This window comes from Rhizobium sp. P40RR-XXII (assembly GCF_012641405.1).
GTDB lineage: Bacteria > Pseudomonadota > Alphaproteobacteria > Rhizobiales > Rhizobiaceae > Rhizobium.
The window spans coordinates 129697-142665 of sequence record NZ_JABAII010000010.1; the positions used below are offsets into that span (position 1 = coordinate 129697).

Below are 12969 nucleotides of genomic sequence, written 5' to 3' on the forward strand. Positions count from 1 at the left end.
CTCAAAAGCCGGCCTTCGGCGACCTGAGCTTTGTCCAAATGACACGAGCATCGGACAAGAGGCGGCGGCTCCTTGCGAGCTATGAAGTCAACGTCCACGCAAAGGTTACCAAGATGTCTGACAACCCGAACGAGCTCATGTTTTCCCGCAGGCAAACATTGCTGGCCGGCGCAACCCTTTCCGCTGCGATCGCCATGCCATCCCTTGCCTTTTCTGCCACCACTCCTGCAAAGATTAAAGGAACACCGCCCATGACCACCGGCTTCGTCGAAACCAAAGACGGCGTACAGATCTTTTACAAGGATTGGGGTCCGAAGGATGCCCAGCCGATCGTTTTTCATCACGGCTGGCCGCTGTCTTCGGATGACTGGGACGCCCAGATGCTATTCTTCGTCCAGCACGGCTATCGCGTCGTCGCTCATGATCGCCGTGGTCACGGCCGCTCCTCGCAGGTCAGCGACGGTCATGACATGGATCACTACGCAGCCGACGCATCCGCGGTCGCCGAACATCTGAACCTGAAGAACGCCGTCCATATCGGCCACTCGACGGGTGGCGGTGAAGTCGCTCGCTACGTTGCCAAGTTCGGCCAGCCGCAGGGCCGTGTCGCCAAGGCTGTTCTGGTTAGCGCCGTTCCTCCGTTGATGCTGAAGACAGAGTCCAATCCGGGCGGCCTGCCCATGGAAGTTTTCGACGGCATCCGTAAGGCAGTCGCCGACAATCGCACGCAGCTCTTCCTCGACTTCCCCACCGGCCCGTTCTACGGCTTCAACCGTCCGGGCGCGACCGTTTATCAGGGCGTGATCCAAAACTGGTGGCGCCAGGGCATGATGGGCAGCGCCAAGGCTCATTACGACGGCATCAAGGCCTTCTCCGAAACAGATCAGACCGAAGATCTCAAGAAGATCACCGTTCCGACCCTTGTCATGCATGGTGATGACGACCAGGTCGTTCCGATCGCCGATTCTGCTGAGCTCTCCGTCAAGCTTCTCAAGAACGGTACCCTGAAGGTTTACAAGGGCTACCCGCACGGCATGCTGACGGTCCACGCCGACGTCATCAATCCGGACCTGCTCGCCTTCATCAAGGCCTGAGGAGCACGATTCCGCCTGCCGCCAAGCTAGAGGCTGGCGGCAGGCCCTTTATTGATGCAGTGCTCGACGTCCCGAAGCACTCCACCAAAGTTCCCAAGAGGCTCGTTTAATGAAAGCCATCCCACTTCCTGTTCTTCTCAGCTTCAACGGGGGATATGTCGACACTCTCGGCTTCCTGGCGCTCGGCGGATTGTTCACCGCCCATGTCACGGGCAATTTCGTGACTTTGGGGGCGTCGATAGCGATGGGCATGGGAGCTACTCTGTCGAAGCTCTTCGCACTCCCGGTCTTTTGTGTGGTCGTATTCGCATCACGTATTGTCGGGCTGACGCTGCAGCGGAGCGGTCGACCGGTCCTGCGTCCTCTTCTCGTCGTCAAGCTGATATTGCTTATCATCGCCGCGGCGATCGCATTGACGGACGGGCCCTTCAGCGATCCGAACAATTCGACGGCCTTCGCAATCGGCATGGTCCTTGTTGCCGCCATGGCGGTGCAGAATGGCATTCATCGCGTTCATCTGGCGAAGTCTCCTCCGTCGACCTTGATGACCGGAACGACGACTCAGATCATGCTCGACCTTGCCGATATCACCATGGGTGGGCATTCGGAGAGTACGGCTGCAGCTTACTCACGTCTGAAGCGGATGGTGCTCGCCGTTGTCGTCTTCGCTTTGGGCTGCGCCATCGCGGCGCTGGCGTTCATTCTCTCGCCCGTCTGGAGTTTTGTCGCCCCTGCCGTCCTAGCGGCTCTGGCGCTCGTTGCCCACGTCGAAACGCCCGAAGGCGATTAATTGGCATGTATCGCGGAAACGCAGCATCCATCAAACCCCAGGAGTATAAAATGTCTGATCGTCAGATGTCCGATTCCAGTTATAGTCATATCATCAATGTTGGCGCCGACAAGGTCGATATCGCTGACTGGCTGTTCAACTTACCCGATGCAGAATATCAGCGTTGCTCCCCCGACCACATCGCCGCTGGTGCCACTTGGACGGACGACGGCCGCCGGATGTCGATCAATGTGGAAACGATCGGCGGAAGCCTGGTGATCCAGCATTATGTCGCCGAGATCGCTGAACCCAATTATTGCAAGATGGTATCCATCTCCGATGTGATGGCCGCTCATGGTCGCACGAAGGTGCAGGTAATCTGGGAACTCAGCGTCACGCCGATCGACGCTGAGCATTGCGAGTACACGAACCACGTTCGCGCATTCGCCACCGACGAGTTTCTGGCCTATTGCGAGAAATACAACATCAATTTCGCAGACGCCGCAAAGGCCCGTTCGGAAGCATCGTCCAATCACAACAAGGGCGAGACGCCCCTGTTTGCCGAGAGCATTGCGAAGCGTGCGAGGGAAAAGCGCGGACACTGATCGAGCATGAACAGATACTGTCGTCAAATTCCGGAGAGATGTGAACGTTGGCAGTCAGGCGCATCTACGACCTTGCTCCAAGGGTGACGAGTTTCGGTGTCCGATACAGTTCGCGCTCAACGGAATGATGATCGTTGAGAAGGGTATTTCCCATGATCGAGCCAAAGAGAACCGACGCCGATGTTCGCGACGGTAAAGAGAGCCTCCCGGAAATGGAAGATCTTTGCCTCGAACTTCCCGTCGCCATCAAACCGGCTGCGGAAGAACGCCTCGACAAGGCCTTGCTGGATACATTTCCCGCGAGCGATACACCGGCCACCGGCCGTTATGAATAACATCAAAATCTACTGCTGAAACTTTTCGCGAAAGATTGGAAAGATGGACGAATCTGTGAAATCGCGCCGCACGGCTCCACTCAGAACGCCTACCGGGCTCAGCCAGGAGGCGGTCACCGACATATCCGCCGGGGCCACCACCTTGCTTGCCGATGTCTTTGCCCTTTACCTCAAGACCAAGAACTTTCACTGGCACATGTCAGGGCCGAGCTTCCGCGACTATCATCTGATGCTCGACGAGCACGGGGAGCAGCTTTTCGCTATGACCGACCCGCTCGCGGAGCGGGTCCGCAAGCTTGGTGGCGGAACTCTTCGTTCGATCGGTGATATCGCCCGCCGCCAGCGTATATTGGATAACGATGCCGACTTCGTCCATCCGCATGAGATGCTTGCGGAACTTCGCGACGACAATGGCGCGCTCGTCGCCAGCATGCATGCCCTGCACGACACATGCGACGAGTATAACGATGTCGCCACTGCGAGCCTCCTGGAAAACTGGATCGATGAGGGTGAGCGCCGCGTGTGGTTCCTTTTCGAAATCCTCCGCAACACCAACGCCTGAGCAACCGGCCTGCAGATGTACCCATGACATGCGCATCTGCAGGCCGGCTCGTGATCGCAGGGGGAGCCTCAGACGCATCCGATTATCTTCGATCAGGCCGAGCTTGCGTGCGAAAGCTGGAAGAGTTGGCGGATGCGGTTGGTCAATGTTTGCGCATGCTGCAATGGTGTGGTGCCATCCCCGTGCAGATGCCTTTCCTGCTCGAGCCTTTCAGCGAGCGTTGCGCCGATATCGTCAGCCAAAATTGGGCGCTCCCGCAGGACCTCGCAAAGCTGATCTCTCCCGATCTCGCAGGCAACGACCGGCGTCAGCGCAACAATACGACCGGGTTCTTCCGCGCCGATCAGCGGGCCGCGCTCTCCGAAAAAATCGCCAGGCGAAAGTCGGTTGAGTTCGATGTCCCGACCATTCTCCTGGCGGATGATATGCACGACGCCACTTTCAATGAGCATCAAAGCGGGCGAACGCTCTCCCTGTGGGATAATCTCCGCCCCTCTGGCGTAGCTTCTCCGGAAGGCAGCTTTCGAAAGCGTTTCGCGCTCCTTGTCGGTGAGTCCGGAAAAGAGTGACAGCATCGCCATGAGCCGCAATGGGGTCTCGAGCTCTCCCTCTGAGCCGGTCGCTGCCGCCGGCGGGGGCGCTGTACCGAACATGCCATTGCTTGCAAGCGGAATCCCCGCCGCCAGCATGTGTCGGTACATAAGGTCGTAGATCTCATTCTTCGCCGCCGTCGTCTCGGATATGTCGCGGAGCCGGAAGGCCAGCTCGAATTCGATGGCCTCCTTGGTAAGGCTGACGATCGAGATCAGGGGATCCGGAGCACGCATAATATGATTGCTTCCCAGGGTGACCGCTTCGAGCAATCTCGCCAGGGTCGCTGGTGTGCGCGTCGGAGCGAGCTTGATCGACATGGTAACGCCATGCGTCTCATCGGGGCTGTTGAGATTGACGAGTTGCGATTTTGCAAGCGCGCTGTTCGGAATGACGACGAGATCGTTGGTGGCGTTGGACAGATGGGTCGCCCGCCAGTTGGTCTCGATCACGCGACCCTGGACGCCGCTCTCGAGAATGATCCAGTTTCCCACGCTGTATGATCGACCAAGATTGAGGGCAATGCCGGAAAAGACATCGGAAAGCGTGCTCTGCAGCGCCAGACCGAGGACGATCGCAAAGACACCGGATGTCGCGATCAGCGTGCCAACCGGCACGCCGAATACATAGGCCACCACCGAAAGCGCCGCCCCGACATAGATAATCCCGGCGATCAGGTCCTGGACGAACCGCGCTTCGCGCGGGCGGCGCTCGAAGATCAGGAACAACCTGATGCTGCTGATGAGCATCATCGCCCCGCCGAGCCACCAGATCGTCTTTGCGAGTCCATAGAACAGGCGATGCCAGAGATCCGATGATGTCAGCGTTTCGGAATAGGGCGCCACTCCGTTCGCCAGCAGAATGGTGGTCAAGGTAACGAAAAAAGCGACATCGATGGCAAAGCGTACAGCCCTATGTCTCTGCGCCAGCCGGTGCGCCCCAGCGACAATGGCGACGAGAAGCAAAAATTGCGTAATAGGATCAAGGAGATATTGCATCACGTAGCCCAAGGAACAGCCTGCTATGGCTAGACCAGTTTCCGAACAACGTCTTGGCGATTTCCATGAATTTTGGCGTTCTAGCGTTCAATAATAATGAACAATGCATAGTTCAGGTAGACAATTTCAATCTCGATCCAATTCGCCGACATCTTGTTCATCGAAACACGGGAGTTCGGCAAATGAACACGCCAGTTACATTCCACGCCTTCAGACATGGTCTCTTCGATATTACGGTGCTCTCACATGGCTCGATCGCGCTCGCTGAGCGGGCGGCGCGCGATGCCATGCTGCTCGGATACGGCCATCCCGGCGTCGGGACCGTCCGCAAGGAGGGCGATAGCTTTCAGTTCAGCCCTGTGACGGAGGCACGATCGTGAGCCGCAAGGTTTTTGGAAGACAGGCGAGCTTCCTGACGGCTGCAGCCGTCGTCGCCCATACGATCTGGACCAGCGCCGCCCCGGCGCTTACCTATCCGCTGTATGCGCAGGAATGGCATCTGACGACATTCACGACGACGGCGATCTTCGCCGTCTATCCCGTCTTCGTCGTCCTGATGCTCGTCGTCTTTGGCAACGTGTCCGATTATATCGGCCGAAGGGAAGCAATGCTGCTTGGTCTTGCCGCTTCCCTCGGCGGCACGCTGATATTTGCGCTGGCGCCGGACGTTGACTGGATCTTCATCGGCAGGGCCTTCATGGGTGTTGGCGTGGGTCTGTCTGCGGGGCCGTCGGCCGCGGCCGTTGTCGAGTTCAGCGCGCCGGGCCGAGCCGCTCAGGCTGGTAGCGCGACGGCCGCCGCCCAGGCGTTTGGCATGATCGGCGCGGCACTTGTCGGCGGTGCGCTGATCGAATATGCGCCGCTGCCGACGCGGCTGAACTTCGCGGTTCTGGTCATCGTCCTCGCCGTACTCATGGTTGCGACCTGGATGCTGCCGGACCATACGGCGTCGCGGCCCGCCGACCGTTGGCGGCCGAGAGTTCCGGCCATCCCGAACGGCTTGTTTGCAACTTTCGTCACGGCGACCGCGGCCGTAACGGCTTCTTACGTGCTTGGCGCGATGACGCTTTCGCTCGGTGCGCAGGTGGCGCGCGACATCGTTGCCTCCCAAAACGCGCTCGTGAACGGCGGCACCATCGCGCTTTTTGCAATTTCCTCTGCCATCGCCACGGTCCCGGCGCGCGGTGCCAAACCGAGCAGGGTCATGCTCGTGGGCAGTGCTATCGCCATCGTTTCCTCGGGGTTGTTGGCGCTCGTCGCGGTCCTGCACTCGCTGGTCTTCTATACCGTTGCCCAGATCGGTAGCGGGATGGCCTACAGCCTGCTCCTCCTCGGAGGACTTTCGCTCATCAATACCGCCGCTCCTGTGACGCATAGAGGCGCGACGCTCTCGGCGCTGTTTCTGATCGCTTACTTGGCCCAGGCCGTCGTGGCCCTGTTGCTGGGCAAGATCGCGACCTGGGCGAGCCTCTCCTCCGCAGTGGATCTGGGCGTCGCCACGGTCGCAACGCTGGCCTTGGTAACTCTTCTCCTTGATGCGGTCAGAAACACTGTCGCAGGCCGCCGTGCTCGCAAGGCTGGTACGCATTGATCTGATCGTGAAGCAGCGTGGGGTCGACAGGAAGCAAGATCGGCCCCACGGCTGTTCTGAACAGCCGACGCCTTTGAGGAACAATCGATTTGTCCAAAAGAGCGGGAGTGGCGACAAGACCTTCCTTACACTCATGCGCGAAGTATTCGCAACGTTTGCAACAGCGAAGCACCCCATATGAAACTTTCGAAGCGACATCTGGCAACCGGAGCCGCGTTCGTATCGGCTATGATCGTTACCGGGGTCGGAATTGCCGCCTGGATCGTCTATGAACCGGCATTTTCCGAAATCGCGCGCCCATCCCCCTCGAGCTTCGATCGCGGTATCGTCGCAAAGGGCGAGCAGCTCGCCACCGTCGGCGATTGCATCGTCTGTCACACGGCACCGAACGGTGCGCCTTTCGCTGGCGCGCGCGCATTGCCGACGCCTTTCGGCACACTCTTTTCGGACAATATCACCCCTGACGAGAAGACGGGCATCGGCACCTGGTCGCTGGCAGCGTTCAGCCGTGCCATGAGGCAAGGCGTCGGCCGCGATGGAAGCCATCTCTATCCGGCACTGCCCTACGAGCACTTTACTCATGTCAGCGACGACGACCTCGAGGCAATCTACGCATTTCTGATGACCCGGCAGCCGGTCTCACAGCAGGCTCCCGAAAACCGATTGCTTCCCGGCCTCGGATTCCGGCCGCTGCTCGCCGGCTGGAAGCTCCTCTTCCTCAAGCAGACGGAGTTCAAGCCTCAGACGAGTGAAAGCGCCGAATGGAACCGGGGCAAATATCTGGTGGATGGGCTTGCCCATTGCGGTGGCTGTCATACGCCGCGCAACCTCGCCGGCGGCGAGGAGAGGGCGCGCGAATTTGCCGGAGGCGTCGCAGAGGGCTGGAATGCGCCCCCGCTCAACGAGGCGAACCCTTCCGCCGCGACCTGGAATGTGGATTCTCTCGTCGCCTATCTCAAGACGGGATCTGATCGCGGGCACAGCGCGGCCGGCGGCCCGATGGCCCCTGTTTCAGAAGGTCTTTCCCGCCTCAACGATGCCGACGTCAGGGCGATCGCCGCCTACATAGATTCCCGGATGCATCCCTCCCGGGAGGCCGTTGCGACGGCCGTCACCGTCGTTGCCGCCACCGACAACCGACCTGCCGCCGCCGCGGCGCATCCTGAGGCCGACCTCCTCTTCGAGGGTGCTTGCTCGGGTTGTCATGCGCCGCGTGCACCCATGAACGTCAACGGCCGACCGATTCTCACGACTGCGACCGACCTCAGAGCAGACGATCCGAGAAACGCCGTGCAGACGCTACTGCAGGGGGGCGCGCAGTCCGCGGATAAAGGCGCCTACATGCCTTCCTTTTCCAGCACCATGACCGATCGCCAACTGGCCGATGTGCTCGCTTATGCCCGCGCTCGCTTCACCGACAAGCCGGCATGGCCGGATCTGGAAGCCACTGTCGGCGATATTCGCAAGGAGAATGCGGAATGACGATCTCGATCAACGTCAATGGCGAGGACCATGGGGTGGAGTCCGATTCGGATACGCCGCTTCTCTACGTGCTCCGTGACGACCTGGGGCTAAACGGCACCAAATATGGATGCGGCCTCGGGCAATGCGGTGCCTGCACCGTGCATCTCGACGGAAAGCCGGTCTTCTCCTGTCTGACGCCGGTCGGCCTGCTGGCGGGCAGGAAAGTGCGCACCATCGAGGGGCTGGGCACCGCCGAGAAGCCCAATGTCGTTCAGAAAGCCTTCCAGGACGAACAAGCTGCACAGTGTGGCTATTGCATCGCCGGCATGATCATGCGTGCCCAGGCACTGCTCGATCGTAACGCGTCGCCGACCGAGGAGGAGATCCGTGTGCATATGCAGCCAAATCTCTGCCGTTGTGGAACTCATGCCCGAATATTGAGGGCGGTGCACCGCGCGAGCCGCGAGCTTTCGTCGGCTTCCCTGACCGGAGGTGCGCAATGAACGCCATTCAGAACACCGGCCTCACCCGGCGCTCCTTTCTCAGCGCGAGCGGCATCGCGGTCGCTTTCGCACTTTCGCGTCCGGCTTTCGCCCAACTCGCCGGTGGCGGTGAAGGTGGGGCGGGTCCTGCGGTCGTCGCTCCCGACCTTCCCGGCAGCCTGAAGTCATGGCCATATCTCGATTCCTGGATCCAGCTCGACGAAAAAGGCCACGCAACGGTCTTCACGGGTAAGGCCGAGCTCGGGCAGGGCATCAGGACCGCATTACTACAGGTTGCAGCGGAAGAGCTGGATCTGCCGCCTACCTCGGTCACACTGGTGACGGTCGATACCGCGCGCACGCCTGACGAGGGCCTGACAGCGGGCAGCCATTCGATGCAGGATAGCGGCACGGCAATCCGCAACGCGGCAGCCAATGTCCGAATGGTGCTTCTACAGAAGGCGGCTGAGCGATTGCAGGTCCAGCCGGATAGGCTCACGACGACCGGAGATGGACGAATTCTTGGGTCGGACGGCCAGACGGTTTCCTATGGCGAGGTGGCCGCCGCACTCTCGCTGCATGTCGAGGCAATTGCCCATGCGCCGCTACGCACGAAAACCGAATTCCGAACAATGGGCACAAACCTTCCGCGCATCGACATTCCCGCCAAGACGACGGGCGGTCAGGCTTTCCTTCACGATATGCGCCTGCCGGGCATGCTGCATGCGCGCCTGCTGCGCGGCCCGAGCGAGAGGACGCGCCTGAAGCTGCCGCCCGCCGCCGAGATCGAGGTGATGCCGAGGGTCGTCAAGTTCGTACAGAACGGCGACTTCGCCGCTATCGTCGCCGAGAAGGAGTGGGATGCGATCAAACTGATGCGCAAGCTGCAGGCATCCGATTACGAGCCGGTGGGAGCGCCGTTTCCGATCGGCAGCGTCACGGATACGCTGAAGGCGCTGCCGGCTCGCGACATCGTCATTCTCGATGTAGCTCATCCTGTCGCCGCGCCCGTCAAGACGCTGTCCGCGCGCTATACCCGCCGATGGATCAGCCACGGCTCCATCGGTCCCTCTTGTGCAATCGCTCTGCTCCAGGATGACCTCCTGACCATCTGGACCCACAGCCAGGGAACCTATGACGTGCGTCGCGTCGCCGCCGAGTTGCTCGGCCGGCCGATCGAGAAAATCCGCGCGATCCATGTGGAAGGCTCGGGCTGCTATGGACAGAACGGCGCGGACGACGTCGCTGCTGAAGCGGCCTATATCGCCATGACGGTTCCCGGCCGGCCGGTTCGGCTGCAGTGGATGCGGGAACAGGAATTCGGCTGGGAGCCGCTCGGTCCTGGAATGGTGACCGAGGTGGAAGCGGGGCTTGACGCGTCCGACCGCATCGTGGCGTGGAAATACGATGTCTGGAGCAACCCGCACAATAATCGTCCGGTCGGCGCTGGCGGCGTGCTGGTCGGCAATCAGATCGTGCCCAGCTTTCCGCAGCCCGAAGGCAAGGAAATCCCGATGCCGGAGGGAGATGGAAGCCGCAATTCCAACCCGCTCTACGATCTGCCGAACATGAACGTCCTTTATCATTTCATCAAGGACATGCCGATCAGGGTCTCGGCACTGCGTTCTCTCGGCGCGCACCTCAACGTCTTCTCGATCGAAAGCATGTTCGACGAGCTGGCGCTTGCCGGGAATATTGATCCGCTCGATCTGCGGCTGAACCACATGGCCGATGCCCGCGCGCGGCAGGTCATGCAAACAGCGACTGACGCATTCGGTTGGCGCAAGCGTCAAAAGAAAGGCCCCTTCCACGGCTTCGGCATGGCCTTTGCGCGATATAAGAACCTCGGCGCCTATTGTGCTGTCTGCATGGAGATCAGCGTCGACCAGAATACCGGGCGGATAACCGTTCACCGCGTCCAGGCCGCCGCCGATTGCGGAGAGGTCGTCAGTCCTAACGGCGTTCAGAACCAGGTCGAGGGTGCGATCATCCAGTCCCTCAGTTGGTGCACGCGCGAGGAGGTCACGAACGACCAGACAATCCGCACCAGCTTCGATTGGAGCGCGTATCCGATCCTGCGCTTCCTCGATATTCCCGAAAAGATCGACGTAATCGTCGAGGAGCTACCTGGCCAACCGTTTCTTGGCGTCGCCGAATGCGGGCAGGGGCCGACTTCGGCAGCGCTTGCCAATGCGTTGGCGGATGCGACCGGCATACGCTTTCGCGGCATGCCGATGACCCCGGAGCGGGTGAGGGCGGCAATCGTCACTCTGTAGTTCCGATGCCGGCCTCCGCTAGCGCGGCGCGAAGCGCGGTGATGAAGACACGGACTTTGGGGAGCACCAGACGCGTGGTCGGGTAGACGGCCCAGATGTTGATCGCTTCGGGTTCCGCGCCCTGAAAATCGATTGGCACCAGGCGGCCAGTTTTGATGTCGTCGGCCGCGTACCAGGTTGACAACATGGCGATGCCGCCTCCGCCAAGGCACGCCGTATAGCAGCCTGCGATGCTGCTGCAGGAAAAGCGTCCGTTCAGTCTGGCATGCCGCTCATCGCCATGGTCGCGGAATGTCCAGTGGGTAGCGCCTGCGAGCGATAGGCAGTCGTGATCGGCGAGTTCGTCAAGAGACGATGGTGTGCCGCGACGAGCGAGATAGCGCGGACTGGCGACGACGACCCGCGGATTGTCCGCGAGTTTGCGGGCGATAAGGCTGCTGTCCCTGAGCCGGGCGATGCGGATTGCGAGATCCGTTCCGGTCGCCACAAGATCAGGCAGGCTGTCGGTCATGTCGACCGAGATCCTTAGATCGGGATTGTCTTCCAGCAGCTTCGGCACCATCGGCATGATGAATTTCAGCGCGAACGAGATCGGCACGGATATGCGCAGCAGGCCGGCGGCGCTCTCGGCCCCGGAATGCAGGAGTGCCATGGCAGCCGCTTCGTTATCGACGAGCGCTTGCGCGAAAGGCAGGAAGCTCTCGCCTTCTGGGGTGAGCGAAAGCGACCGCGTTGTGCGATGAAGCAGCCTTACGCCGACGGCGGCCTCAAGGGCGGCGAGCCTGCGTGTTGCGATCATGGGAGTGACGCCAAGACGCCGTGCGGCGGCGGAAAGGCTGCCGGCCGAAACCGCGGCGGTGAAGACCAACACATCATCCGTGTTCATTATATCGATATCCGTTATGCAGGCCAATCATCCAAGATGGCTAAAACGCTTTTCGATAAAAAGCTAGATAAGAGCACATCTCTTCAGCCAGAAAGGCAAGGATCATGGATATCTTAAGTCAACACCCGCCGGTAATGTCGAAACAGCTTTCGAGGCCGGCACTGTTTGCTATGGCGGCCGCCAGCGGCATTGCCGTGGCGAATATCTATTACAACCAGCCGATGCTCGGGATCATCGAGGATGAATTCCAGCACCAGCCGATCACGGGTTTTATTCCGACGGCCACGCAACTCGGCTATGCACTCGGCCTTTTCTTCCTGCTTCCGCTCGGGGACCTCGTCCATCGGCGCAAGCTGATCATCGGCCAGTTTATCGTTCTCTCGGTCGCGCTTGCGCTCGCAGCGATAGCGCCTACCGCGTGGTTGCTCGTGCTGGCCTCGCTCGTCGTCGGCGCCAGCTCCACGGTTGCGCAACAGATCGTTCCCTTTGCCGCTTCGCTTGCTTCTCCCGAGAAGCGCGGTTCGACAATCGGCACGGTCATGGCGGGTGTGCTGTCCGGGATCCTGTTCAGTAGAACATTGTCCGGGTTCGTCGGCCAGCATGCCGGATGGCGCGAGATGTTCTGGATCGGCGTGCCTTTGGCGCTCGTCGCGGCAGCCTTGATGTATGTCTCTCTGCCTGATCATCGTCCGACCTCGCGCGTGGCTTATCATAACGCCATCAAGTCGCTTGCCCATCTGTGGAAGCGGGAAGGTGCGCTTCGGACGGCTGCATTGATGCAGGCCTCGCTCTTCGGCTCGTTCACGGCTTTCTGGACGATCCTGGCGCTCTATCTGCAGACGCCGCGCTTCAACCTAGGCGCCGATGTTGCCGGCCTCTTTGGGATCGTCGGCGCAGTCGGCATCTTTGCCGCTCCGCTTGCCGGCAAGATCGCCGACCGTCGTGGACCGCACTTCGTCGTCTGGATGGGCGCTTTGCTGACGCTGGTTGCATGGGTGATCTTCGGTCTCTGGGCCTCGCTCGCCGCTCTGGTGATCGGTGTCGTCATCCTTGACTTCGGCATCCAGAGTGCACTCGTGTCTAACCAGCATATCGTCTACGCGCTCGATGCTGAAGCTCGCAGCCGGCTGAATACCATCTTCATGACCTCGATGTTCCTCGGTGGTGCGATCGGCGCCGCGCTGGCGACTGCAGCCTGGGGCTATGGCGGCTGGATCGGCGTCAGTGCCCTCGGCGCCCTGCTTGCGATGGTTGCCCTGGCCATTCGTGCGGTCGAACATCGTGCCCGCTCGACGACGGCTGCCAGAGCTCGATAG

At 60.5% G+C, this 12969-nt stretch carries 13 protein-coding genes; 11 read left to right on the plus strand and 2 right to left on the minus strand.

The genetic code is table 11. The features are described 5' to 3' along the window. The first annotated feature begins 113 nt into the window (after positions 1–113). The 5 genes from HGP16_RS20040 to HGP16_RS20060 all read left to right on the plus strand — a co-directional run bounded on the left by HGP16_RS20040 (position 114) and on the right by HGP16_RS20060 (position 3365). The gene (locus HGP16_RS20040) at positions 114–1094 is read left to right on the plus strand and encodes an alpha/beta fold hydrolase (RefSeq protein WP_168841761.1); all 981 of its coding nucleotides are present in this window, start codon (positions 114–116) and stop codon (positions 1092–1094) included. 109 nt (positions 1095–1203) lie between these two features. Further along, positions 1204–1884 (plus strand): YoaK family protein, encoded by a 681-nt coding sequence (locus HGP16_RS20045; RefSeq protein WP_168841762.1) that lies wholly within the window; start codon positions 1204–1206, stop codon positions 1882–1884. A 50-nt stretch (positions 1885–1934) separates the two neighbouring features. Next, on the plus strand, positions 1935–2468 hold the full coding sequence (locus HGP16_RS20050; RefSeq protein ID WP_168841843.1) for a hypothetical protein: 534 nt from the start codon (positions 1935–1937) through the stop codon (positions 2466–2468). 152 nt (positions 2469–2620) lie between these two features. Continuing rightward, complete coding sequence (locus HGP16_RS20055; RefSeq protein WP_168841763.1) at positions 2621–2803, plus strand: hypothetical protein; 183 nt, start codon at positions 2621–2623, stop codon at positions 2801–2803. 43 nt (positions 2804–2846) lie between these two features. After that, positions 2847–3365 carry a Dps family protein gene (locus HGP16_RS20060; RefSeq protein ID WP_168841764.1) on the plus strand — a complete coding sequence of 173 codons (519 nt, stop codon included), beginning with the start codon at positions 2847–2849 and terminating at the stop codon, positions 3363–3365. Positions 3366–3457: 92 nt separating this feature from the next. On the opposite strand, the gene HGP16_RS20065 is transcribed toward HGP16_RS20060, so the two are convergent. After that, positions 3458–4957 (minus strand): mechanosensitive ion channel family protein, encoded by a 1500-nt coding sequence (locus tag HGP16_RS20065; RefSeq protein WP_312867329.1) that lies wholly within the window; start codon positions 4955–4957, stop codon positions 3458–3460. 179 nt (positions 4958–5136) lie between these two features. Here HGP16_RS20065 and HGP16_RS20070 point away from each other — a divergent pair, with 179 nt between their 5' ends. From HGP16_RS20070 to HGP16_RS20090, 5 genes are all read left to right on the plus strand, one after another. After that, a complete protein-coding gene (locus HGP16_RS20070; protein WP_168841765.1) occupies positions 5137–5334 on the plus strand; it encodes a hypothetical protein in 198 nt (65 codons plus the stop codon). Then, positions 5331–6545 carry an MFS transporter gene (locus tag HGP16_RS20075; RefSeq protein ID WP_168841766.1) on the plus strand — a complete coding sequence of 405 codons (1215 nt, stop codon included), beginning with the start codon at positions 5331–5333 and terminating at the stop codon, positions 6543–6545. Before HGP16_RS20070 ends, HGP16_RS20075 begins: the two co-directional genes overlap by 4 nt. A 177-nt stretch (positions 6546–6722) precedes the next feature. Further along, positions 6723–8027, plus strand: coding sequence for a cytochrome c (locus tag HGP16_RS20080; protein ID WP_168841767.1), 1305 nt, complete (start codon positions 6723–6725; stop codon positions 8025–8027). Beyond that, the gene (locus HGP16_RS20085; protein WP_168841768.1) at positions 8024–8512 is read left to right on the plus strand and encodes a (2Fe-2S)-binding protein; all 489 of its coding nucleotides are present in this window, start codon (positions 8024–8026) and stop codon (positions 8510–8512) included. The genes HGP16_RS20080 and HGP16_RS20085 overlap by 4 nt, the downstream gene beginning before the upstream one ends. Continuing rightward, on the plus strand, positions 8509–10767 hold the full coding sequence (locus tag HGP16_RS20090; RefSeq protein WP_168841769.1) for a molybdopterin cofactor-binding domain-containing protein: 2259 nt from the start codon (positions 8509–8511) through the stop codon (positions 10765–10767). Before HGP16_RS20085 ends, HGP16_RS20090 begins: the two co-directional genes overlap by 4 nt. Here the strand turns inward: HGP16_RS20090 and HGP16_RS20095 are convergent. Then, positions 10757–11653, minus strand: coding sequence for a LysR family transcriptional regulator (locus tag HGP16_RS20095; protein ID WP_168841770.1), 897 nt, complete (start codon positions 11651–11653; stop codon positions 10757–10759). The two genes, HGP16_RS20090 and HGP16_RS20095, sit on opposite strands and share 11 nt — an antisense overlap. Positions 11654–11757: 104 nt before the next feature. Between HGP16_RS20095 and HGP16_RS20100 the strand changes: the two genes are divergently transcribed. Next, on the plus strand, positions 11758–12969 hold the full coding sequence (locus HGP16_RS20100; protein ID WP_168841771.1) for an MFS transporter: 1212 nt from the start codon (positions 11758–11760) through the stop codon (positions 12967–12969).

Excerpts from the sequence above, each read along its gene's own strand:
- HGP16_RS20080 (WP_168841767.1), top strand. The coding sequence starts at position 6,723 with ATGAAACTTTCGAAGCGACATCTGGCAACCGGAGCCGCGTTCGTATCG.
- HGP16_RS20095 (WP_168841770.1), bottom strand. The coding sequence starts at position 11,653 with ATGAACACGGATGATGTGTTGGTCTTCACCGCCGCGGTTTCGGCCGGC.
- HGP16_RS20040 (WP_168841761.1), top strand. The coding sequence starts at position 114 with ATGTCTGACAACCCGAACGAGCTCATGTTTTCCCGCAGGCAAACATTG.
- HGP16_RS20090 (WP_168841769.1), top strand. The coding sequence starts at position 8,509 with ATGAACGCCATTCAGAACACCGGCCTCACCCGGCGCTCCTTTCTCAGC.
- HGP16_RS20070 (WP_168841765.1), top strand. The coding sequence starts at position 5,137 with ATGAACACGCCAGTTACATTCCACGCCTTCAGACATGGTCTCTTCGAT.
- HGP16_RS20100 (WP_168841771.1), top strand. The coding sequence starts at position 11,758 with ATGGATATCTTAAGTCAACACCCGCCGGTAATGTCGAAACAGCTTTCG.
- HGP16_RS20085 (WP_168841768.1), top strand. The coding sequence starts at position 8,024 with ATGACGATCTCGATCAACGTCAATGGCGAGGACCATGGGGTGGAGTCC.
- HGP16_RS20060 (WP_168841764.1), top strand. The coding sequence starts at position 2,847 with ATGGACGAATCTGTGAAATCGCGCCGCACGGCTCCACTCAGAACGCCT.
- HGP16_RS20050 (WP_168841843.1), top strand. The coding sequence starts at position 1,935 with ATGTCTGATCGTCAGATGTCCGATTCCAGTTATAGTCATATCATCAAT.
- HGP16_RS20055 (WP_168841763.1), top strand. The coding sequence starts at position 2,621 with ATGATCGAGCCAAAGAGAACCGACGCCGATGTTCGCGACGGTAAAGAG.
- HGP16_RS20045 (WP_168841762.1), top strand. The coding sequence starts at position 1,204 with ATGAAAGCCATCCCACTTCCTGTTCTTCTCAGCTTCAACGGGGGATAT.